Origin of the sequence: Pedobacter sp. Leaf132 (genome assembly GCF_920984695.1) — a bacterium.
Lineage (GTDB): Bacteria > Bacteroidota > Bacteroidia > Sphingobacteriales > Sphingobacteriaceae > Pedobacter.
This window is the reverse complement of sequence record NZ_CAKLBO010000002.1, coordinates 175,061-197,345: the sequence shown is the minus strand read 5'-3', so window position 1 is coordinate 197,345 and position 22,285 is coordinate 175,061. Positions and strand designations below refer to the sequence as shown.

Genomic DNA, 22,285 nt, shown 5'->3' with positions numbered 1-22,285 from the left:
TATTAAAATAATATCAAAGAACGAATATGAAAGTGTCAATATTAGTTTGTTCAAAGTCTCTAATATTTGTGTTTCGACAGTCTGAACATGACAACTTGATTAAAATATGAAAGCCGATTTACCAGAAAATACAGTTGAAGATATCGCGATGGCGGTTGTGTTGATGAGCGAAACGCCTGAGGTAAAAAACTGGACTGTTTACATTGTTAACTTAAAAAATGAGCCGATTACCAATGTTTTAATCAGTTCAAAAGGTTATGGTGAAAAAGATGGTAAACAAGTGAAAACATCTGTTTTAAGACATTTCATTGGCGACATGAACGCTAACGATTTTAAAGGCGTTGAAGCCATCGACCCCGAAGTTTTTGGTTTAACAAATGAATATTGGTTGAGTTATTACATCGGTTCTACCATTTACGATAAGAAATTCATCTTCCTACCCGAAAGCATTATCGATACAAATTTAATTAAAATCCCTTTGGTAAACAGGCCTGGGGTGATGATAAGATAAGTTGTACAGTATGAGTTTTACGTTGTAGCCATGAGAAAGTAAACCTTATACAAAACGCTTTAGAACGAACAACGTAAAACTTAAAACGTATAACTTACAACGTATAACGTAAAACTTACAACGTAAAACGTATAACGTTAAAGCACCTTAACAGCCTGTCTGCCTAGTAACTTCCATTCTGTTTTCTCTTTGCTCCAGATAAGCAAAATATTAAGTTTCACACTTCCCGGAATATTTTTATCATTCGTTTTAGCATTCAATGTATGGCGCACCAAAGCAGTTTTATTTTGAATAACGATAGTTTGATCGGTTAAATTTATTTCAACAAAATCAGAATTCCCTGATAACAGAGAATGCATAAATTGCTGCTTGGTTTCCACTTTTCCACTAGAATGGCCGTAGCTTAAATTACTTAAAATCAGCTTATCTAAAGCACTACTATCTGGTTGAATCATTAAGTTTTTAAGCTTTTCCACAGCTGCTTCAATTTTAACATTTTGAGCCATGGCTAAGTTTACCGCGAAAACTAAGCTCAAACACATCAATATTTTTTTCATCGTATATAATTTAATTGGGTTGATGTGGTAAACTTATCCAAAGAATAGCAAAGGAACAAATGGAATGTAGTTTTTTAAAAGGCAAATAATAATTGATTCTGCACAAAAAACAAGAAATTTCATACAGATATACAGTAGACAAAAAACATATCGGCCAAATACTATAGTTTTGAATATTAACTAAATCCTCACAAATCTTAGTTTTTCAACATAATTAATTTTAACGAGAATTTTAGTTTATTTTGGTATATCTAATAACGATTTCAAAAATGGAACAACCATCTACCTACCAGTCATCATCCAAAAAGAAATTTATTTTTATCGGTCTTTTAGCCATTTCAATCGCCTCAATTTTTATCTTCTACTTCAACAGGAAAAAGAAAACAAGTGAAGATAATCAGGCATACGCCAAATACATAGAAGCATATACTTCAGGAACCATCTCAAAAAAGAGTTTTATTCGTGTTCATTTAGCCAATGCTGCTACGGGAATGCAAGATTTAGGCAAAGCCGATTTTCGGGATTTATTCGATTTCTCTCCATCAATCTCTGGTAAAACGTACTGGATTGACCCGCAAACAGTAGAATTTAGGCCAGATGAAAATCTGAAACCGGGTAAAGAATATGAAGCGACTTTTAAATTATCAGAAGTTTCTGCTACCGAAAAAGGATTAGAGGATTTCGACTTCGAGTTTAAGGTAATTACACCTGGGGTGATGTTATCTCAAAATGGGTTAATCTCTCAAAATAATACCTCATTAGATTTTATGAAACTAACCGGTGAAGTAGCCACTGCAGATGCCGAAGAAACTTCCAAAATCGAGAAAATAATCGAGTTAGATTTTGACCAGAAACTAAAAATAAAGTGGCAACATGATCCCGCTAAAAATACTTCAAAATTTACTATCGATAGTATTAAGAAAAAAAGTAGTGACCAAACTTTAAAAATTAACTGGGATGGTGATGCAATTGATGCAGACCAAAAAGGTGCTGAAGAAATTAGAATTCCTGCGTTAAACAAATTTGAAATTCTGGATATGAAAGCCATACAAGGCGAAGAAGACTACGCTTTAGTTCAGTTTTCTGAACCTATTGGTGTGGGCCAGGATTTAACGGGAATGATTACCCTTGGCAATTTAGGCGATTTACGTTTTACAATAGATGCAAGTCAGGTTAAAGTTTATGCATCCGAAGAGCTAAAAGGTAATTACACGCTAAATGTAAATAATGGAATAGAAAACATTAATGGTAAAGTTTTATCAGGCGGTAAAACTGCCAGTTTAACTTTCGAGGATAAATTACCCAGTGTAACCATCGCTGGTGCGGGAACCATATTGCCAAATTCCGGCAAGTTAGTTCTGCCATTTGAAGCGATAAACCTAAAAGCTGTTGATGTTACGGTCATCAAAATTTATGAAAACAATATCCCGCAGTTTTTCCAAACAAATAGTTATAAAGATGGGAATGAATTGCGTAGAGTTGCCAAACCTATTTTGCAGAAAACGGTGCGTTTGGATGAAGATAAAGGGCTAAACCTCCATAATAAGAATCGTTTTACGCTTGATTTAGATAAAATGATTCGCACTGAACCTGGGGCAATGTATCGGGTTACGATTGCTTTCAGGCAAGAATATAACGCCTATAATTGCAAGGAAAATGCTGGCTCCACTGATGAAAATAGTGGAGAATATTATGATGAAGAAGGTGGTTATTATGGAGAAAAAATTGATGAAGACGATGAATTCTGGCAGCGTTACAATAACTATTATCCATCAAACTATCGTTGGAATGATAAGGATAATCCATGTACACCTTCGTTCTACACAAACCAGCGTTGGGCAAGTCGTAATTTAATTGCCTCTAATATTGGTTTAGTTGCTAAACGAGGAAACGACAACAGTATGCTTATTGTTGCAACTGATTTATTAACCGCTAAAGCTTTAAGCGGAGTAAGTTTAGAATTAATGGATTATCAACGGCAAACCATATTTACCACTAAAACCGATGGAGATGGTTTTGCAAAATTTGATTTAAAACGTCAACCATTTTTACTGACAGCAAAAAATGGTTCGGAACGTGGATATTTGAAATTAGATGATGGAAGCTCTTTGCCTTTAAGCAGGTTTGATGTTGGTGGCGATGTTGTTCAAAGTGGATTAAAAGGTTTTATATATGGTGAGCGTGGCGTTTGGCGACCAGGTGATAGTTTGTTTGTTTCTTTTGTTTTGGAAGATAAACTGAAGAAACTTCCAGCTAATTATCCGGTTACGATGGAGTTTTATAATCCAAAAGGGCAACTCTACAAACGTTTAATTAATGGCAAACCTGTAAATGGATTTTACACTTTTAAAACGGTAACAGAAAATACTTCGCCTACCGGAAACTGGATGGCAAAGGTTAAGGCTGGTGGCGCAACTTTTACTAAAACTTTAAAGATAGAAACGGTAATGCCAAACCGTTTAAAAATTGATTTCAACGTTGGAAACAGAACATATTTAACCGCAGGTACATCTGCTTCTACCCTATCTGCAAAATGGTTATTTGGCACTCCGGCTCAAAATTTAAAAGCTAAGGTTGATGTAAATTTGAATACTACAGAAACTAAGTTTAAAGGCTATGATGGGTTTAGCTTTGATAATCCAACAGTTAATTTTGAATCGCAGGTAAAAACCATTTTTGAAGGCACATTAAATGCTGCAGGAACAGCCCAGATTAATACAAACTTAAATGAAAATAATACTGCTCCTGGTGTTTTAAGAGCCAATTTCACTACAAAGGTATTTGAACCCGGAGGAAATTTCAGCATTGATAACTTCAGTATTCCTTATCATGTTTATAGTAATTATTTAGGTATCCGCCCAGAAAAAGGAGATAAATTAAGCGGCATGTTGGTTACCGGAAAAGACCATAAAATTGAGATTGTAAATGTAAATACCGATGGAAAATTACTTTCAGGAAGTAAAACTGTACAAGTTGAGGTTTACAAAACCCAATGGCGCTGGTGGTGGGAACAGGATAATCAATACACTTACGCCAATTTTACTCAAAACCAATACAATAAACTTGTAGAAACGCATCAGGTAACTTTAACAAATGGTAAAGGAAGTTATAAATTAAGAATTGATGAGCCGGAATGGGGCCGTTATTTAATTTTAGTTCGCGATTTAAACGGTGGCCATATTACCGGCAAATCTGTTTATGTAGATTGGCCAGGTTGGGCACAACGTGAGCAAGGCACCAATCCTACTGAAGCTTCGATGTTATCTTTTACCGCAAACAAAGAAAAATTTACGGTTGGTGAAGACATTACTTTAACCATTCCAACTGCAAAAAATGGCAGAGCATTAATTTCAATCGAAAATGGTAGTCGTGTTTTAAAAACCTTTTGGGTTGATACCAAAGCAGGACAAACACAATATTCATTTAAAGCTGAAAAAGAAATGGCGCCAAATGTTTTTGCAAACATTACCTTATTACAGCCTCATGCGCAAACCATTAACGATTTGCCAATTAGAATGTATGGGGCAATTCCACTTTCTGTTGAAGACCCACAAACCATTTTAAAACCAATAATTAAAATGTTGGATAAAATTAAGCCAGAAACAGAAAATACGATTACGGTTGGTGAACAAAACGGCAAAGCAATGAGCTATACCATTGCATTGGTTGATGAAGGATTATTAGACTTAACACGATTTAAAACACCTGACCCACACGGTGCATTTTATGCCCGCGAAGGATTAGGCGTTAAAACTTGGGATTTATTCGATTACGTTTTAGGTGCATGGGGTGGAAATTTAGAACGTATTTTAAGCATTGGTGGCGATGGAAGCATCAATAAAAACCTTAATCCTGCCAAGGCAAACCGTTTTAAAGCCGTAGTTAAATTTATGGGTCCGTTTACTATTGGAAAAGGTGAAAGCAAAACGCATAAATTTAAACTTCCACAGTATATTGGTGCCGTTAGGGCAATGGTTGTTGCCGGACAGGATGCGGCTTATGGTTTTGCAGAAAAATCGGTTCAGGTTAAAAAACCTTTGATGGTTTTAGCAACGTTGCCGCGTGTTATCGGTCCGGGTGAAACATTTACCTTACCTGTAACTGTTTTCGCTACAGAAAACAATTTGAAAAATGTATCTGTACACATCAATACAAATAATTTAATTGTTCAAGGCACCAATAAACAACAGCTTTATTACGCCAAAACTGGCGAGCAAATGGCTTACTTTGAGGTTAAGGCGCCGAATACGGTGGGAATCGCTAAAGTAAAAGTTACAGCTCAAAGCGGTGGCGAAAAAACAGATTACGATGTTGAAATGGACATCAGAAATCCAAATCCTTATGTTACTAATGTGGTATCGGCAACAGTACAGCCAGGCCAAAAATGGGCGGTAAATTATTTACCTATCGGGATGGCCGGAACAAATTCCGGAACGCTAGAGGTATCCTCTATTCCTGCCATAAACCTTAAAAAACGCTTGAGTTATTTAATTCAATATCCGCATGGATGTATTGAGCAAACTACATCAGGCATTTTCCCTCAGTTGTATTTAGATAGATTAAGTCCGCTAAATGAGCAGCAAAAAGCCATGACAGAGAAAAACATAAAAGCTGGAATTACAAGATTAAAAGGCTTTCAAACAACAGATGGAGGTCTATCATACTGGCCAGGAGAAGGAAGCGCTGACGAATGGGGAAGCAATTATGCCGGTCATTTCTTAGTAGAAGCGCAAAATGCGGGTTATACTTTACCAGTTGGTTTACTGGATGAATTATTGCGTTACCAAAAAACTAAAGCGGCGAACTGGGCACCAAACAGTAATAACTTCTATGGCGGAGATTTATCTCAGGCATACAGATTATACATGCTCGCATTAGCTAAAAAACCAGAAATGGCAGCTATGAACAGGCTTAAGGCGTTTGAGTATTTATCTGTAGCTGCAAAATGGCGTTTAGCTGCAGCTTATAAACTAGCCGGACAAGCAAATGTTGCACAACAGATGATTAAAGGTTTAGATGCTTCGATTCAACCTTATAAACAGATGGGCGGAACTTATGGCTCTGACGTACGTGATGAAGCGATGATTTTAGAAACCTTAACATTGCTCGGACAGAAAGCGAAGGCAGCGAGTTTATTACAACCTTTAGCGGCTAAATTAGGCGAAAACACTTGGTACAGCACGCAAACAACTGCGTACAGCTTGCTGGCAATTGCAAAATTCTGTGGCTCAAACCAATCCTCAAATAAACTGCAATACCAATACCTTTTAGATGGAAAAACAGCTCCGGTAAATTCTGGTCAGTACATTAGCAGCACAGCCGTAAACTTTAAGGGAAATACGGCATTCATCACCAATAAAGGGAATAATGTTTTATTTGTAAGATTGGTTTTAGAAGGTCAGCCAGTTGCTGGACAGAATAATTTCTTGCTAAACCGCCCAGATGTGTTAGACATGAATGTAGTTTACAAACGTTTAAACGGAACGCCGCTAGACCCAACTACATTGAAACAAGGAACTGATTTTTATGCCGAGGTTACCGTTAAAAATCCGGGTAGAATGGGTTATTACGAGCAAATGGCCTTAACTCAAATCTTCCCATCTGGTTGGGAAATTATAAATACCCGAGTTAATGATAATCAAAGTATGTTAGCATCTTCGCCATTTACTTATCAGGATATAAGAGATGATAGAGTTTTCACTTATTTCAATATTCGTGAAAACGAAAGTTTGGTTTACAAGGTATTGCTTAATGCATCTTACACCGGTAAATATTATTTATCGGCAATACAGTGCGAAGCGATGTATAACAACGAAATTTCTGCTACGCAAGATGGTAAATGGGTTCAGGTGGTGAAGTAAATGCGTTTAACTTACGAAGTTTAATGGCAAAAGGCTGTACAGACTTTGTAAGTTTATCTCGGCATCAAAACAATATTCAAGCCTGAAATGAGCATACATTGCTTCATTCCTCGCATTGATGACCACCATGTACGTCATTGCGAGGCACGAAGCAATCTTAAAGCAAACAATCTAAATTTTTAGTTGCGATAGCCTAAAGAAAATATAAGATTGAAGAACAAAATCAATGAATAGAACACCAAAAGCATTCCTTACTTCAGATATTTCTTGCATTGTTTTGCTTTTGGTATTTTTATTTTTGCTTCCAGCGAAGCTTTTTAAATCGCCTACATCTTTTGTAATCGAAGCTAACAATGGAAACTTACTTAGCGCAGCTATTGCCAGTGATGGCCAATGGCGATTTCCAGTAGCCGATTCGGTACCTGTAAAATTTAAAGATTGTATTATTGCTTTTGAAGATAGAAGATTCTACAATCACTTTGGAGTTGATTTCCTGGCAATGAGCCGGGCAATGAGGCAAAACTTCAAAGCAAAAAGTGTGGTGAGTGGTGGTAGTACCTTATCGATGCAGGTCATTCGTTTATCTCGAAAACAAGACAGAACTATCTGGCAAAAGATTTATGAAATTGTTTTAGCATTTAGACTTGAATTAAAATATTCAAAGGAAGAAATTTTAGGCTTATATGCTGCAAATGCACCGTTTGGAAGTAATGTTGTTGGTTTGGAAGCTGCGAGCTGGCGCTATTATGGTCGGGATGCAAAAACGCTTTCGTGGGGTGAAATGGCAACATTAGCTGTTTTACCAAATAGCCCATCCTTGGTTCATCCTGGTAAAAACTCTACCCGACTTATAAAAAAGCGAAATGATTTACTTGATAAACTTGCAAAACTAAAATACATCGACCAGGCAACAGCAAATCTTTCCAAACTAGAGCCCATTCCGGGTAAGCCTTTGCCCCTTCCCCAAAATGCACCACACTTACTCAATCGCTTTAAAGCAGAAAGGGCGAATCTTGAAGTTAAATCGACAAGAATTAAATCAACAGTTAATGAAGATATTCAGCTGAAAATAAATTCCATTTTAAAAAGATATAATAACAGATATAGAGCCAATGATATAAATAACATATCTGCATTGGTTTTGGATGCTAAAACCAAACAAGTTGTAAGTTATGTCGGGAATATCTATCAGCCCGAAAATGCAGATTTGCAAAGTCATGTTGATATGATTAAAGCACCCAGAAGCCCGGGCAGCACACTTAAACCTTTACTTTATGCAAGCATGTTGAATGATGGTTTTATTTTACCACATACTTTAATTCCTGATGTACCAACACAAATAGCTGGCTATTCGCCTCAAAATTATGATTTGGGTTATGATGGTGCAATTGCTGCAGATAAAGCATTAAGTCGCTCATTAAACATACCCGCAGTTAAAATGCTGCAACAATATAAATACGAACGTTTCTATGATAAACTCAAAAAACTTGGCATTGGAACTTTAAACCAACCTGCCGACCATTATGGGTTATCCTTAATTTTAGGAGGAAGCGAAGTAACTATGTGGGATTTGGCAAATACATACATGGGAATGGTAAGAACACTAAATCATTTTAATACCTACAAAGGTTTATACAATCCTAACGATTACAAGCAAGCTACTTATTTTACAAATGATAAACCAGAGCATAAAGATTATGAACGCAATTCTTTTTTAGAGCATGGTTCTATTTGGGCAACGTTTAATGCAATGGAAGAAGTGATGCGGCCTGGAGATGAAGGTTTATGGGAACAATTTTCATCATCCCAGCGTGTTGCCTGGAAAACCGGAACTAGTTTTGGCTTTCGCGATGCCTGGGCAATAGGTTTAACGCCTGATTATGTGGTTTGTGTTTGGGTTGGAAATGCCGATGGTGAGGGCCGACCGGGTTTAGTTGGTATTGAAGCTGCTGCACCCGTTCTGTTTGATATTTTTAAACTTTTACCCAAAGGAAAATGGTTTGAAACACCAACTACAAAGTTAAAAAAGATTAAAGTTTGTAAACAAAGTGGATACAAAGCTGGTGAGTATTGTACAAATGTTGTGGATGAGTGGATTCCAACCGCAGGAGAAAAAACAACGGTTTGTCCGTTTCATAAATTAATACACTTAGATAGAACCGGAACTTACCGCGTTACCGACCAATGCGAAAGTGTTACGAATATGCAACATCTAAATTGGTTTATTTTACCGCCGGCGATGGAATATTACTATAAAATAAAAAATAGCGATTACAAAACCTTGCCGCCCTTTAAAACAGGTTGCGATGTTGATGGTGGCAATAATGTTATGGAGCTTATATATCCAAAAAATGGCGCATCGGTTTATATTCCTTTAGAATTAGATGGTAACAGAGGCAAAATTGTTTTAAATGCAGCACATCGAAATCAAAGCAGTAAAATTTACTGGCATATTGACAACGAATTTATTTCCACCACTACAAACTATCATCAACTGGCAGTTAGTCCGGCCGCGGGCAAGCATACTTTAACTCTTGTTGATGAAAACGGAGAAAGGTTAGTACAGACTTTTACAGTTTTGGATAAAGATAAAAAGAAGGATTAGCGGGGCAGATATTAGTTTTCATTGCAATTCTAGTTAAATGCCTGGATACCGTCGGTTGAAACCGACGGCAATGAAATGGATAATACGTAATCCGCAATAATTACGGCGAATTGCTTAACACAAAATGCAATTTATTGCCGTTGAATTCAGTCAACGGTTACCCAAATAGTATTAAATTTATTGCAATATCCTAAGTTAAATAAACCTGATAAAGTGAATCCCGATTCTTCATCGGGAGTAACGATAGCAGGACTGCTACAACCGATTAGCATTGAACATTGCTTTCCAAAAAAAAACTTAAATCTCTGTTTTCGTCACCACCAGCTTGCGCTCAACCGTACCGTAAACAATTAAATACTGCGCCATCATGTAGCTTGCCATAATTAATATGCCACTTTGAGGTATCGGAAATGCAAATTTATTTACAGCTAATACACTATCTGATAGAAGAAAAAATAATGCACCGTACAAAATAACTTTGTAGCTAAGAAAATTAACCTTTGCATACCTATTTACAGCCATAATTGCCATAAATGTGATAATGATGGCATAAAACAATACGGCAAATTGCATGGCTCCAAGGTGTGGTTGCAGGTAAAAAAACAAGCCAACGCAAAAAATTATCAGCGCACCTACTGCCCATAAAAAAAAGGGATTTTTAAGATTAGGGTTTGATTTATGATCGAGCGTAAAAGCCCTGATGTAGAAAATATGGCAAAGTAAAAATGCAACCAAACCGTAAATAAAATAGCCAGAATTATTTGCCTGATACATTAAAAAAACATCGCCAGCCATGGCAAAAATTAAACCTGTAAAAATGCGTTTATGAAATTTACCTTTAAGATTTGTGGCAGTAAAAAGCCAAACCAAAAGTGTTAAAACAATTAATGGCTTAGAAAAATTGCGAACTGGGATATTACCAGAAATTTCAGCATATAACTGAATGATAAATATAATGGCAAAAATAAAGGAAAACAGCTTAGTCTTCATCAGCGTTACGGTTTGCTTTTTGCAAATTGAAGAACCAAATTACGGATATTAACTGTATGCCTGCAAATATAAGCTGATATTCGGTTGGAAATTTTAAAATCAAAACCATTACGAAGCCAAAAACCAATCTGATGTATTCAAATTTTACCAACCAATTTTTCTGCTCTAATAACGCACCACAGGTGATAAGGGTGCAAATGGTAAAAAATGCCCCGGAAATTAGCAATAAGTTATCCATTTTGTGGTAGGAAAATAATATTGCAGAACCTGCTGCCAGGGCGATTATAAATTGCACCAAAACATATCCAGTTAATTTAGAATGATATGCTGGATTATACTTTTGATAACGGGTCGTATCAATTTCTGGCGCATGCTTAAAGCCTCCTAAATGTTCCGGAAACCAGCCCGGAGGTTTTAAAAATACATTGATTTTGTCGCTAAGCTTTGGAGATTGCCGAGCTGTATTTATTAAATCATCCCAATAATGTAAGTTAGCCCATACCGGATTCCAACTGGCTAGAGGTTTCGTAATTCCAAAATATACCTCTTCTTCTTCTTTTTGAAAAGTACCAAATAGTCTATCCCAAATAATTAATGTTCCGGCGTGATTTTTATCGATGTATTTTGGGTTAGAACCATGATGAACCCTGTGATGAGAAGGTGTGTTTAAAATGTATTCTAAAAAACCCATCGATTTAATGGCTCGGGTATGAATCCAGAATTGATAAAGTGTGTTAAAAGAACTTAAAGTTAAAAACATAATCGGGTCGAAACCTGCAAAAGCTAAGGGCAAATAAAACACCCAGCTAAACCATCCCTGAAACCAACTTTGACGTAAAGCAACAGTTAAATTATACTCTTCAGATTGGTGGTGAACAATATGGGCAGCCCATAGCGCATTAACCTGATGACTCATGCGATGAAACCAATAGTAAAAGAAATCAACACCAATAAATAGAATTATCCAAGCCCAAATGGTTTTGGGCATTTCTAAAAGTCGCCAATGTTCGAAAATGTATTTATAACCAAAAAATAATGCGGTTTTCATAAAAATTCCGGTAAGCTGTTGCCCTATCCCCTGACTTAGATTTGAAATACTATCATTTAGACGATAGTAATTAAGCTTTTTGTAAAAATTATAAGCGAGTTCAACACCTATCAATATAAAAAATATAGGTACAGATAACGCAATGTAATCCACTTTCATAAAGAAGAAAAATATATTTGGTTAGAAATATTAAGCTACAAATTAATCATAAAATGGAATATTTGCCTCATTTTTTAATCGATTTTGTAAATCATCATTTATTAAAATTAGGTTACCCGCGTTTCTTTTATAGATTTTACCCACTTAGTTTTTTCACATGTTTTACAAATGTGCTTAGGGCTGGGTTTTAATTCTTCTGTAAACCCACAGAAACTGCACGAATAATAACCATACTCAGAAATCACATCTGCTCTTTCGTCAAAATTATCCGGTAATATTGGCAAGCCGTATTTCACATCCTCGTCTTTATAAAAGAAGATGCTCAATTCCCCCGATGTTTCGATGATGGTTAATTCTACTTGCCCCAAATGTGTAATATGCTGTTGCCTAAGTTCTGCGAAGAATTCATCCTGCGCCATTTGTTCTTTTTTAAAATTTTCTATCGAAAATCTCCCATCTCTTATTAAATAAATTGATTTTCCTTCTACAATTTCTTCAATCTTCTTGCTTTTACCAACCAGATACGCCGTAATTTTGTATGCGCTAACCACAACTGCAAACACAAAGAGTGCCGAGCCTAAGCCTACTTCTTTATAAAACATGGGGTCGCCGGCAGCAGAACCTAAACTGATGATTACAACAAGCTCGAAAACAGAAAGTTGTTTTACACCTCGTTTGCCGAGTAAACGTAAGCTGATTAAAATGATAAGGTACATCAAGAATGTTCTAATCATAATTTCCGGGATGAAATTCCAGTTTTCATCTCCAAATAACATTTTTTCGAAATCGGGCATAAATAGCTTTGCTTTTTATAATAAACCCTTTTTTCTTTGCTAATGTTTAAATCTTATCAAAATACTGTTTGGTTAAAACATTATCACTAAAACATTGTATTAGGAGAGTATTTACAATAAAAATTATTCCCTTTGAAAAGAGTACTGGTTGTTGATGATGATCCTGACATTTTAGAAGTTTTTCAGCTGGCCTTAGAGGCCGAACATTATAGCGTTTATCCACTATTATCACCTCGTTACATTTTTAAAACTGTAAAAGATTTTAATCCTGATTTGATTATTTTAGATATTATGTTAAATGGGATGGATGGACGAGCGGTATTTAAACAATTGAAATTAAATCCAGAAACAGAAAATATACCTGTAATTATGGCCTCTGCCAGATATGATGAAAGCTATATTGCATCTCAGGAATATCATCCAGATGATTATTTAGAGAAACCCTTTAACGTTTATACAATGCTTAAAAAAGTAAGTGCATTAACCCAAAACTAACAAATATGAATTTTAAAATCCCTAGCCTTTTAGCAATATGTTTAATGGCTGTTTCAATCAACATTAAAGCACAAACTGGCAGACCAGACAAGCTTTATTCTATGAGTGGTATCGGCTTTGCTTTTCCTGTTGGAGAAACTGCCGATTATTTAAAACCTAAATTTTCGACTTCGCTGGGTTTAAATCTAGGTTTAGGAAATGGCGGACTGTTTTTATATCCAAAAGTTAGTTTACATGCTTTTGAATTTAACCAAATTACTCCTGATGCAGGATTTAATTACACCCTTCAAAAAGGTCGTTCAACTACATATCTTTTAAATGTTGCCTTAGGTTATCGAAAAATAGTAGATAAATGGGCTTTTTATGGTTTCGCCGGTGGCGGTGGCGGCTTTATTCTCACTCCACAAGCCGCGGTAAATGCTCAAAACTTACAAGTAACAATGAGTAATAAATCAAACACAACCGGAATTATTGAAGCTGGTGGAGGTATTGAGTACAATTTGGGTGGTGCAGCTTTCTTTGTTGAAACGAGTTACATGTACGGCACAAGTAAAATACAAAACAGAACTTTTAATACTGTTCCTATTGCAATTGGTATAAAACCAAATTTGAGCAAATTATTAAATAAACTATAAGTTTTAAGCATACAAAAGTGTAGAGCGACTACGTTAATACGTTAGTCGCTTTTTTTCTATCCAAATTTTAAAAGCTAAAAAATTTATCTTGAAAAGCATTTTTATTACTAAATATTTTAGTATAAATTTGTGTTCAAATCAATTCAATGTTATACGCAATTGTAGATATAGAAACTACCGGAGGTCATGCATCAGCTAATGGAATAACTGAAGTTGCCATAAACATCCATGATGGCAATGAGATTGTCGAGTCTTTTTCAACGCTCATCAATCCGAAACAACATATACCCGATTACATTACAGCATTAACCGGCATTGATAATAATATGCTGGCCAATTCGCCTTATTTTGAAGATGTTGCCTTTCAAATTTATCAGCTACTTAATGATAAAGTTTTTGTGGCACACAATGTAAATTTCGATTATTCTTTCTTAAAATATCATTTGGGCTACGCTGGTTATGATTTGCAGTGTAAAAAGCTTTGTACAGTTAGGTTAAGTAGGAAACTGATTCCCGGCAAAGCCTCCTATAGTTTAGGTAAATTATGTAGCAGCTTGCAAATACCTATAGAAAACCGCCACCGTGCTGCAGGTGATGCAAATGCAACCAGTATTTTATTTAACATGCTTTTGCTTGCCGATGAAGAGGGTTACATTGCAGAAATGCTTAAAAAGACTTCAAAAGAGCAGGTTTTACCTCCAAATCTTGATAAAGCTGCAATAATAAAATTACCAAATAAACCTGGTGTATATTATTTTAAAGATAGCAAAGGCAAAATAATATATGTTGGCAAAGCCAAGGATTTAAAAAAACGTGTAACGAGTCATTTTACCGGCAATAGACCAAATAAGCAGCGGCAAGATTTTTTGAAGAGCATTTACGATGTTGATTATGTAACCTGTGGAACAGAATTGATGGCGCTAATTCTGGAAGCTAATGAAATTAAACGCTTATGGCCAGAAAATAATCGGGCAATGAAGCGCTATGAACATAAATACGACCTATATATTTTCGAAGATCAGAATGGCTATTTGCGTTTGGCAATTGATAAGCACAAGAAAAATAATAATCCACTACAAAGTTTTAATAACCTGCTGGAAGGTTATAATTTTTTAAATGCTTTGGTTGATAAATACCAGCTTTGTGCTAAATTATGTTATCTGCAAAAAACAGCCACTAAATGTGCTGCTCATGAAAACGGACAATGTTTTGGTGCATGCAGCGGTATAGAAACCGTAGCAATTTATAACAAGAGGTTAAACAAAGCGTTAGAAGAAATCCAAAATTTACAACCCACTTTCGCCTTGGTGGATGAGGGAAGAATGGACAATGAATTAAGTTGCCTGGTTGTTGAAAAAGGTAAATTTTATGGCATGGGCTATTTTACAGAAAAAAATTATCTGGAAGATGGTTTAGCCCCATTAAAGAATGATTTATCAGTTTACCAATCAAATAGTTATATTCTTAATTTAATACTAAATCACGCAGAGCAGCATCCTCAAAAGTTATATAAACTTTAAAAAGGCAAAATAAAACCTGCATAAATGCGCTTTTTACTTCGTTTTTATCTATTTTGAACAAGCTATTTAGCATTTAATTTTAATCAAATATAAAATCATGATAAAATCAATCTGGATAAATCTTCCTGTTAAAGATGTTAGTAAATCGAAAGATTTTTTTACAAAACTTGGCTTCAGCCAAAATTTGCAATATGGTGTAAGGGAAGATTCAGCCTCTTTTTTTATGGGCGAAAGTAATCTTGTATTAATGCTTTTTGAAAAATCATTATATGAAAGTTTTGCAGATAGCGATGTGGCAGATAACATTTCTGGAAATGAGGTATTGTTCTCGTTTGATGCCGAAAGCCCTGAGGAAGTTGACGAATTAGCTCAAAAAGTTTTAAATGCCGGTGGCACATTGTATGCTAAACCAGGTTATAAAGATGGCTGGATGTATGGGTGCGGTTTTGTTGATTTAGATGGACAACGCTGGAATATTTTATACATGGACATTAGTAAGATGCCATTAGGGTAATCTTACATAACAAATTGAAAAATAACACTTTATTAATACTTAATTAAATAATTAAGTAAAATTTATCATCATGAATAAAGAACCTTTAATTGTAGAAAAAGTGTACAATGTACCAGCTGTAAAAGTTTGGGATGCATTAACTAACATCGAAAAAATTAAAAAGTGGTACTTTCAGATAGATGATTTTAAAGCTAAAGTTGGTTTTAAATTTGATTTTGTTGGCGGTCCGGATGATGGTCCGCAATATTTGCATCTTTGCGAAATCACAAAGGTTGAGGAAAAAAAATTAATTGCCTACACCTGGAGGTATGATAATTATCCTGGTAATTCAGAAATCACCTGGCAATTATTTGATAATGGCGATACTACCCAGTTAAAATTAACGCATGTGGGTTTAGAAACCTTTAAAGAAAACGGAAAAGATTTTGTAAAAGAAAACTTTAAAAGTGGTTGGTCTTATTTTTTAAACGATGCATTACAGGCATATTTAGAACCAACAGCATAAAAAAAGGCAGTGTCAACGATAATTTGATGCTGCTTTTTAGATTATGCTAAATTATATTTTTTTAAAAGTTCAGCTACAGTTTTATCCGTTTTAAAGGTTATTTCTTCAATATTTAAGTTTTCAATTTTCACCCATCTAAAAGCTTGTAAAACCTCCCCTTCTGAATCAAAATCGTATATTTTAGTTTTAAATGCCAGTTCTAATGGTGCCTTTTCTTTTACTAAATAATATACGCTAATCACCTGACTATCATTAAATGATGATTTTTCAAAAAAATCGGTGGTATAAAAATGAGAGATAACATCGATTTCTGCATTGCATTCCTCCATAAATTCTCTTTTCAAGCCATCAATTAATCCTTCGCCAAACTCTAAACCACCTCCTGGAAACTTGCTAAATCTAAAGCCATACTCCTCCTCATCGCTAACCAAAACCTCGTTATTTTGATTAATCAATAAGCCGTAAACTCTAACGTTAAAGTAACTCATTCTCGAAATGCTTTTTATTTTTTATCACAATTTCTGGTGTCCAAACAATTTCTTTATTAAAAGCTTCCTTTCTAACCGGGCACTCGCTCATGTGGCAATAATTGCAACACTCGGGTAAACATGGGTCTGCGTGTATAAAAAGCTCTGCCTTTCTTACGCCACTTTTATTAATGAGTTCGTCTATTTGCGATATTTCCCTATGCACCTGGTTTAAATCGAAATAGTAAGGCAACGTTACATGACAATCGATATGAAATTCATGACCGTATTGCTGCGTTCTCAGATTATGAACATCTATCCATGGATTATGTCTGTTTTTTTGTAAAACATCAACAACTTCTTCAACCAAAGTAAAATCACTTTCATCCATTAAACCACCAACCGAGCCACGGGTTAATTTATAACCAGAATAAACAATGTATAAACCAGCCAAAACAGAAAGTAAACTATCTAACCAAATTATATTTGTCAGTTGAATTAATATTAAACCAACCACAAGCGCAATACTTGTGTAAGTATCTGTTAGTAAATGCTTTCCGTCAGCTTCGAGCGTTATAGAGTGTTCATTTTTACCTACCTTAATCAGGTACAAACCAACAACCATATTGATAAATCCGGTAACACCGATAATTATTGTACCCTGTAATAACTGCTCAATTGGGTGCGGATAAATTAAATTGTAAGAAGATTTAAAAATAATTATCACACCGGCAATAAGTATCAAAATACCTTCTACAAAGGCAGAAAAAAATTCAACCTTACCATGCCCGTAAGGATGGTTTTCATCGCGAGGCTGAGTGCTTAAATAGATGCTATAAAAGGCAAAACTGCCTGCAATAACGTTTACAATACTTTCGGCGGCATCTGTTAATATAGCATTAGAGTTTGTTATAAAATATGCCGTAAACTTGGCAAGCATTAAAACAACACTTACTACAAGAGATAAAATTATAGCTTTCTTCTTTACCGTCACAAGGATTTTTTTTCAAATTTACGCTTAATGGTACAATTTAGTTGATAAAAAAAACTGTTTTTTAGTGCAGAATAATATTTGGTTTATATATTTGCGTTCAAAGTAATTATCCATGAGCATCTTATCAAATAGAATCAATAGTTTATCAGAATCTGCAACGCTTAAAATGACTAAGCTTGGACGCGAACTTGCATCTAAAGGTATTAACATTATCAGCTTAAGTGTTGGCGAACCAGATTTTAATACTCCAGACCACGTTAAAAATGCTGCAAAAACAGCTTTAGACGAAAATTACACGAGATATTCTCCTGTACCGGGCTATCCAGATTTACGTCAGGCGATTGTGAACAAACTTAAAACTGAGAATAATTTAGATTACGATGTTGCTCAAATTGTAGTATCTACAGGTGCAAAGCAGTCTTTATCAAACGTTATTCTTACCTTAATAAACCCAGGCGATCAGGTAATTATTCCCACACCATATTGGGTGTCGTATTCTGAAATGGTAACGTTAGCAGAAGGTGAATCGGTTTTTATTGATACAGACCTGGAAAGTAATTTCAAAATTACACCCGAACAATTAGAAGCAGCAATTACACCAAAAACTAAGCTTTTTATGTTTTCTTCGCCATGTAATCCTACTGGTTCGGTTTACAATAAGGCAGAGCTCGAGGCATTGGCAAAGGTTTTCGAAAAGCATCCTAATATTTTTATCCTATCGGATGAAATTTACGAACATATTAATTTTGTGGATAGACACGAATCTATTGCGCAATTTGATAGCATTAAAGACCGTGTAATTATTGTTAATGGTTTCTCCAAGGCATTTGCAATGACGGGTTGGAGATTGGGTTACATCGCAGCAAATAAAGAAATTGCAGCAGCAAACGATAAACTACAAGGTCAAACAACTTCAGGAACTTGTTCTATAGCGCAAAGAGCTGGTATAGTAGCTTATGAGCAAGGTTTAGAAAGTGTTTTAAAAATGAAAGAAGCATTTCTTCGCCGTCGTGAGCTTGTATATAATTTATTAAATGAAATACCTGGTGTTAAAACAAACCTGCCAGATGGAGCATTTTATTTCTTTCCGGAAATTAGTTCATTTTTCGGCAAAAAGGATGCTGATGGGAATGTGATTAAAGATTCATCAGATTTAGCCTTATACTTATTAAACGTGGGCCATGTTGCAACTGTTGGAGGTGACTCTTTCGGAAACAATAACTACATCCGTTTATCATACGCGGCATCAGATGAAAGTTTGGTTGAAGCGCTTAGAAGAATCAAGGAAGCTTTAGGAAAATTAAACTAGGAATGCCTTCAAACAAAAAAACTCTGCTAAAAATTAGCAGAGTTTTTTTTATGTCCTAAAATTCTTAACTTCTTATGGCTTCTACAGGATCTAACCTGGATGCTGAAAAGGCTGGCCAAAAACCTGATATTGTTCCTATGATTACTGATATACCAATACCAAGAACAATATTATTTAAACCTAATATGATGTGAAAATCAGTGATTGCACCAATGGCCAGGGCAAGTAAATAAACCAGCAACAAACCTAACAATCCGCCTAAAATACAAAGTAAAATTGCTTCGAAAATAAACTGTAAGAGAATGAAATATCGCTTTGCGCCTAAAGATTTTTGAATGCCAATAATATTTGTTCTTTCCTTTACCGAAACAAACATAATGTTAGCGATACTGAAACCACCTACGAGAATAGAAAAACCACCGATAACCCAACCCGCTAACTTTACAACATCAAACATTTTATCAAGTTGGTTAGATAAAATTGTTGTTTTATTCAACGCAAAATCATCTTCCTGATTCGGTCTTATTCTGTGGATGGAGCGCATCACCCCTCTCAATTCGCTCTCCACTTCTTCTAATGATACATTTTCTGAACCTCTTACTGTGATTTGTGGGTCGTACCTATCGTTTTGAATATCCAGAATACCTTTTGCAAAATTTATTGGAATGTTTACATTTTTATCTAATGAGGTTCCAAGCATATCTTCACCTTCTTTTAAAAATACACCAATAACAGTTACTCTTCTACCTAAAATCTGAACTTGTTTACCAATCGGATTGTCGCTTCCAAATAAACCTTCGGCAATTTCAGACCCGATTAAACAAACGGGTGAACCATTATTACTTTCATTATCGGTAAAGTATCTTCCAGATTGTAATTCAAAGTTCCAGGTTTTATTAAAATCATGTGAAACTGCAGATACAGAAATCCCTTCTACTGAGCCGCTTCTATATTTTATGGTACGGTTTGTTGTAGACATTTCAAAAGTAATACCATCAGCATTTTCCATACGCTCTTTTAGCGATTGAAAATCACGAATAGATGGTTGTGGACGGTTTACATACTTCCACCAAGGATAATTATCGCCAAAACTCCATGGCCATTTTTGTACATAAATTGTATTTGAACCCAATTTATCTACGCTAGACTGCAATTTTGCTCTAAAGGTATCAACCCCTGAAAACACAAAAATGATTACAAAAATACCAATGGTTATTGCCAGCAGCGATAACATTGTACGTAATTTATTTTGTCGCAGAGCATCTAAAGCAAAACGAAAACTCTCACCAATTAGCCTGAATATTATCATAATTAAAGGTTAGACACAAAGATGTATAAAAGGTTACAGCTATTTAAAACTTATAAATACTTTATTCAAAATTTTCATAAAAACTAAGTTAATCAATGCCTATATACAATAAAATATTAATTAAAACATAAATTAAGCAAATGAGGTTGCTTAAAATACTAAAAAGAAAAATTAAATTCGTATTTTTGCACCTCAAAAAATTCATCAAGAATGAAATTATCACAATTCAAATTTAACCTACCAGAGTCGCTAATTGCACATAATCCATCCGAAGAACGTGATGAAGCACGTTTAATGGTATTGCACAAAGACAGCGGTAAAATTGAACATAAAATATTTAAAGACGTTTTAGGTTATTTCGATGACAAGGACGTTATGATTTTGAACAACACGAAAGTGTTTCCTGCTCGTTTATATGGTAATAAAGAGAAAACAGGTGCTACTATCGAGGTTTTCTTATTAAGAGAATTAAACAAAGAATTACGTTTATGGGATGTTTTAGTAGATCCTGCCCGTAAAATCCGTGTTGGTAATAAATTATACTTCGGAGACGATGATTTATTGGTTGCTGAAGTTGTAGACAATACTACTTCTCGCGGTCGTACCATTCGCTTCTTATTTGAAGGAACTGATGAAGAGTTTAGAAGAAATGTTGAAATTTTAGGGGAAACGCCACTTCCAAAATACATTAAGCGTAAAGCAACTGCTGAAGATAAGGAACGTTACCAAACCATTTTTGCTAAGCATGAAGGTGCGGTTGCAGCTCCAACGGCAGGTTTACATTTTAGCCGCGAATTAATGAAACGCCTTGAGCTTAAAGGCGTTGAGTTTGCTGAGGTAACTTTACACGTAGGTTTAGGAACTTTCAGAACTGTTGAAGTTGAAGATTTAACTAAACATAAAATGGATTCTGAACAGTTTATCATCGAGCAAAAAGATGCTAACCTGGTAAATAAAGCGCTTGAAGAAAAGAGAAAAATCTGTGCTGTTGGCACAACATCAATGCGGGCAATAGAATCTGCTGTTTCTGCAAACAGAACACTAAAAGCTGCTAACGACTGGACAAGTAAATTTATTTTCCCGCCATACGAATTCAGTATTGCAAACTCAATGATAACTAATTTCCATACTCCAGAATCGACATTATTAATGATGATTAGTGCTTTTGGAGGCTATGAAAATGTGATGAATGCCTACGAAGTTGCAGTAAAAGAAAAATATAAATTCTATAGCTACGGCGATGCCATGCTAATTATCTAGAATAGATTCAAGTATTTAGTATGAAGTACCTAGACAAGCTCTTTTACTTTATACTAAATACTTGATATTTTTGAAGATGAAATATTACGCTATAATTGTAGCAGGAGGTTCCGGGAACCGGATGCAAACCGAAACGCCTAAACAATTTTTATTGCTTAATAACCTCCCGGTTTTAATGCATACCGTAAAAGCTTTTGCTTTAAGCGAATTACAGCCCAAAATTCTAGTTGTATTAAATCAACAACAACATTCTTATTGGAATAGACTATGCTTAGAATTTAATTTCAACATACCGCATGAAGTTATTACTGGTGGAGCAGAAAGATTCCACTCTGTAAAAAATGCAATTGATACCATTTCTGAGGAATCAATAATTTCAATACACGATGCCGTGCGACCTGTAATCAGTAAAAATTTAATTGATACAACTTTCCGTTATGCCCTAAAGAATGGAAATGCAATTGCAGCGATAAAACCTATTGATAGTATTAGAAAGAAAAATGGAGAAGAAACTGAAGCGGTAAATCGCGAAGATTTTTTTCTGGTTCAAACGCCTCAAGTTTTTAATTCTGTAATACTAAAGAAAGCTTATGATTTGCCGTTCAGCAATAATTTCACCGATGATGCAAGTGTTGTTGAAACAAATGGCACTAAGATTAATTTAGTAGAAGGCGAACGAAATAATATAAAAATAACCTATCCTGTAGATTTAGATATTGCAGAATGGTTTTTAAACAAAAATGCCCTCTAAA

The 22,285-nt window shown here is 35.1% G+C and carries 18 protein-coding genes; 11 read left to right on the top strand and 7 right to left on the bottom strand.

The annotated features are described in order from the left end of the window. The first annotated feature begins 106 nt into the window (after positions 1 to 106). Entirely contained in the window at positions 107 to 511 is a 405-nt protein-coding gene (locus tag LUA86_RS04615; protein WP_231459422.1) for a hypothetical protein, read from the top strand. 137 nt (positions 512 to 648) lie between these two features. Here LUA86_RS04615 and LUA86_RS04610 read toward each other — a convergent pair whose 3' ends face one another. Further along, positions 649 to 1,068 (bottom strand): nuclear transport factor 2 family protein, encoded by a 420-nt coding sequence (locus LUA86_RS04610; protein ID WP_231459421.1) that lies wholly within the window; start codon positions 1,066 to 1,068, stop codon positions 649 to 651. Positions 1,069 to 1,337: 269 nt separating this feature from the next. Between LUA86_RS04610 and LUA86_RS04605 the strand changes: the two genes are divergently transcribed. Further along, positions 1,338 to 6,929, top strand: a complete 5,592-nt coding sequence (locus LUA86_RS04605; RefSeq protein WP_231459420.1) for an alpha-2-macroglobulin — start codon at positions 1,338 to 1,340, stop codon at positions 6,927 to 6,929. 226 nt (positions 6,930 to 7,155) lie between these two features. Then, positions 7,156 to 9,534 carry a penicillin-binding protein 1C gene (pbpC, locus tag LUA86_RS04600; protein ID WP_231459419.1) on the top strand — a complete coding sequence of 793 codons (2,379 nt, stop codon included), beginning with the start codon at positions 7,156 to 7,158 and terminating at the stop codon, positions 9,532 to 9,534. A 297-nt stretch (positions 9,535 to 9,831) separates the two neighbouring features. Here pbpC and LUA86_RS04595 read toward each other — a convergent pair whose 3' ends face one another. From LUA86_RS04595 to LUA86_RS04585, 3 genes are all read right to left on the bottom strand, one after another. Continuing rightward, positions 9,832 to 10,524, bottom strand: coding sequence for a lysoplasmalogenase (locus tag LUA86_RS04595; RefSeq protein WP_231459418.1), 693 nt, complete (start codon positions 10,522 to 10,524; stop codon positions 9,832 to 9,834). Continuing rightward, positions 10,514 to 11,731 carry a sterol desaturase family protein gene (locus LUA86_RS04590; RefSeq protein WP_231459417.1) on the bottom strand — a complete coding sequence of 406 codons (1,218 nt, stop codon included), beginning with the start codon at positions 11,729 to 11,731 and terminating at the stop codon, positions 10,514 to 10,516. The genes LUA86_RS04595 and LUA86_RS04590 overlap by 11 nt, the downstream gene beginning before the upstream one ends. 107 nt (positions 11,732 to 11,838) lie before the next feature. Beyond that, positions 11,839 to 12,525, bottom strand: coding sequence for a DUF421 domain-containing protein (locus LUA86_RS04585; RefSeq protein WP_231459416.1), 687 nt, complete (start codon positions 12,523 to 12,525; stop codon positions 11,839 to 11,841). Positions 12,526 to 12,657: 132 nt separating this feature from the next. Between LUA86_RS04585 and LUA86_RS04580 the strand changes: the two genes are divergently transcribed. The 5 genes from LUA86_RS04580 (at position 12,658) to LUA86_RS04560 (ending at position 16,194) form a co-directional block, all read left to right on the top strand. Then, positions 12,658 to 13,020 carry a two-component system response regulator gene (locus tag LUA86_RS04580; RefSeq protein WP_231459415.1) on the top strand — a complete coding sequence of 121 codons (363 nt, stop codon included), beginning with the start codon at positions 12,658 to 12,660 and terminating at the stop codon, positions 13,018 to 13,020. Positions 13,021 to 13,025: 5 nt separating this feature from the next. Continuing rightward, positions 13,026 to 13,655 carry a hypothetical protein gene (locus tag LUA86_RS04575; RefSeq protein WP_231459414.1) on the top strand — a complete coding sequence of 210 codons (630 nt, stop codon included), beginning with the start codon at positions 13,026 to 13,028 and terminating at the stop codon, positions 13,653 to 13,655. Between the two features lie 146 nt (positions 13,656 to 13,801). After that, positions 13,802 to 15,175: an exonuclease domain-containing protein gene (locus LUA86_RS04570; RefSeq protein WP_231459413.1), complete on the top strand. Its 1,374-nt coding sequence runs from the start codon at positions 13,802 to 13,804 to the stop codon at positions 15,173 to 15,175. Positions 15,176 to 15,272: 97 nt separating this feature from the next. Next, the gene (locus LUA86_RS04565) at positions 15,273 to 15,689 is read left to right on the top strand and encodes a VOC family protein (protein WP_231459412.1); all 417 of its coding nucleotides are present in this window, start codon (positions 15,273 to 15,275) and stop codon (positions 15,687 to 15,689) included. 70 nt (positions 15,690 to 15,759) lie between these two features. Then, entirely contained in the window at positions 15,760 to 16,194 is a 435-nt protein-coding gene (locus LUA86_RS04560) for an SRPBCC domain-containing protein (protein ID WP_231459411.1), read from the top strand. A 41-nt stretch (positions 16,195 to 16,235) separates the two neighbouring features. Here LUA86_RS04560 and LUA86_RS04555 read toward each other — a convergent pair whose 3' ends face one another. Then, positions 16,236 to 16,682, bottom strand: a complete 447-nt coding sequence (locus LUA86_RS04555; protein WP_231459410.1) for an NUDIX domain-containing protein — start codon at positions 16,680 to 16,682, stop codon at positions 16,236 to 16,238. After that, complete coding sequence (locus LUA86_RS04550; RefSeq protein WP_231459409.1) at positions 16,669 to 17,655, bottom strand: cation diffusion facilitator family transporter; 987 nt, start codon at positions 17,653 to 17,655, stop codon at positions 16,669 to 16,671. Before LUA86_RS04550 ends, LUA86_RS04555 begins: the two co-directional genes overlap by 14 nt. 112 nt (positions 17,656 to 17,767) lie before the next feature. Here LUA86_RS04550 and LUA86_RS04545 point away from each other — a divergent pair, with 112 nt between their 5' ends. Further along, positions 17,768 to 18,964, top strand: coding sequence for a pyridoxal phosphate-dependent aminotransferase (locus LUA86_RS04545; protein WP_231459408.1), 1,197 nt, complete (start codon positions 17,768 to 17,770; stop codon positions 18,962 to 18,964). 64 nt (positions 18,965 to 19,028) lie between these two features. Here LUA86_RS04545 and LUA86_RS04540 read toward each other — a convergent pair whose 3' ends face one another. Continuing rightward, positions 19,029 to 20,273, bottom strand: coding sequence for an ABC transporter permease (locus LUA86_RS04540; protein ID WP_231459407.1), 1,245 nt, complete (start codon positions 20,271 to 20,273; stop codon positions 19,029 to 19,031). Between the two features lie 210 nt (positions 20,274 to 20,483). On the opposite strand from LUA86_RS04540, the gene queA reads away from it, so the two are divergent. After that, positions 20,484 to 21,533 (top strand): tRNA preQ1(34) S-adenosylmethionine ribosyltransferase-isomerase QueA, encoded by a 1,050-nt coding sequence (queA, locus tag LUA86_RS04535; protein ID WP_231459406.1) that lies wholly within the window; start codon positions 20,484 to 20,486, stop codon positions 21,531 to 21,533. Positions 21,534 to 21,609: 76 nt separating this feature from the next. Then, positions 21,610 to 22,284, top strand: a complete 675-nt coding sequence (locus LUA86_RS04530; RefSeq protein ID WP_231459405.1) for a 2-C-methyl-D-erythritol 4-phosphate cytidylyltransferase — start codon at positions 21,610 to 21,612, stop codon at positions 22,282 to 22,284. Position 22,285: the final 1 nt, after the last annotated feature.

Excerpts from the sequence above, each read along its gene's own strand:
- LUA86_RS04615 (WP_231459422.1), top strand. The coding sequence starts at position 107 with ATGAAAGCCGATTTACCAGAAAATACAGTTGAAGATATCGCGATGGCG.
- LUA86_RS04610 (WP_231459421.1), bottom strand. The coding sequence starts at position 1,068 with ATGAAAAAAATATTGATGTGTTTGAGCTTAGTTTTCGCGGTAAACTTA.
- LUA86_RS04605 (WP_231459420.1), top strand. The coding sequence starts at position 1,338 with ATGGAACAACCATCTACCTACCAGTCATCATCCAAAAAGAAATTTATT.
- pbpC (WP_231459419.1), top strand. The coding sequence starts at position 7,156 with ATGAATAGAACACCAAAAGCATTCCTTACTTCAGATATTTCTTGCATT.
- LUA86_RS04595 (WP_231459418.1), bottom strand. The coding sequence starts at position 10,524 with ATGAAGACTAAGCTGTTTTCCTTTATTTTTGCCATTATATTTATCATT.
- LUA86_RS04590 (WP_231459417.1), bottom strand. The coding sequence starts at position 11,731 with ATGAAAGTGGATTACATTGCGTTATCTGTACCTATATTTTTTATATTG.
- LUA86_RS04585 (WP_231459416.1), bottom strand. The coding sequence starts at position 12,525 with ATGCCCGATTTCGAAAAAATGTTATTTGGAGATGAAAACTGGAATTTC.
- LUA86_RS04575 (WP_231459414.1), top strand. The coding sequence starts at position 13,026 with ATGAATTTTAAAATCCCTAGCCTTTTAGCAATATGTTTAATGGCTGTT.
- LUA86_RS04570 (WP_231459413.1), top strand. The coding sequence starts at position 13,802 with ATGTTATACGCAATTGTAGATATAGAAACTACCGGAGGTCATGCATCA.
- LUA86_RS04565 (WP_231459412.1), top strand. The coding sequence starts at position 15,273 with ATGATAAAATCAATCTGGATAAATCTTCCTGTTAAAGATGTTAGTAAA.
- LUA86_RS04560 (WP_231459411.1), top strand. The coding sequence starts at position 15,760 with ATGAATAAAGAACCTTTAATTGTAGAAAAAGTGTACAATGTACCAGCT.
- LUA86_RS04555 (WP_231459410.1), bottom strand. The coding sequence starts at position 16,682 with ATGAGTTACTTTAACGTTAGAGTTTACGGCTTATTGATTAATCAAAAT.
- LUA86_RS04545 (WP_231459408.1), top strand. The coding sequence starts at position 17,768 with ATGAGCATCTTATCAAATAGAATCAATAGTTTATCAGAATCTGCAACG.
- LUA86_RS04540 (WP_231459407.1), bottom strand. The coding sequence starts at position 20,273 with ATGATAATATTCAGGCTAATTGGTGAGAGTTTTCGTTTTGCTTTAGAT.
- queA (WP_231459406.1), top strand. The coding sequence starts at position 20,484 with ATGAAATTATCACAATTCAAATTTAACCTACCAGAGTCGCTAATTGCA.
- LUA86_RS04530 (WP_231459405.1), top strand. The coding sequence starts at position 21,610 with ATGAAATATTACGCTATAATTGTAGCAGGAGGTTCCGGGAACCGGATG.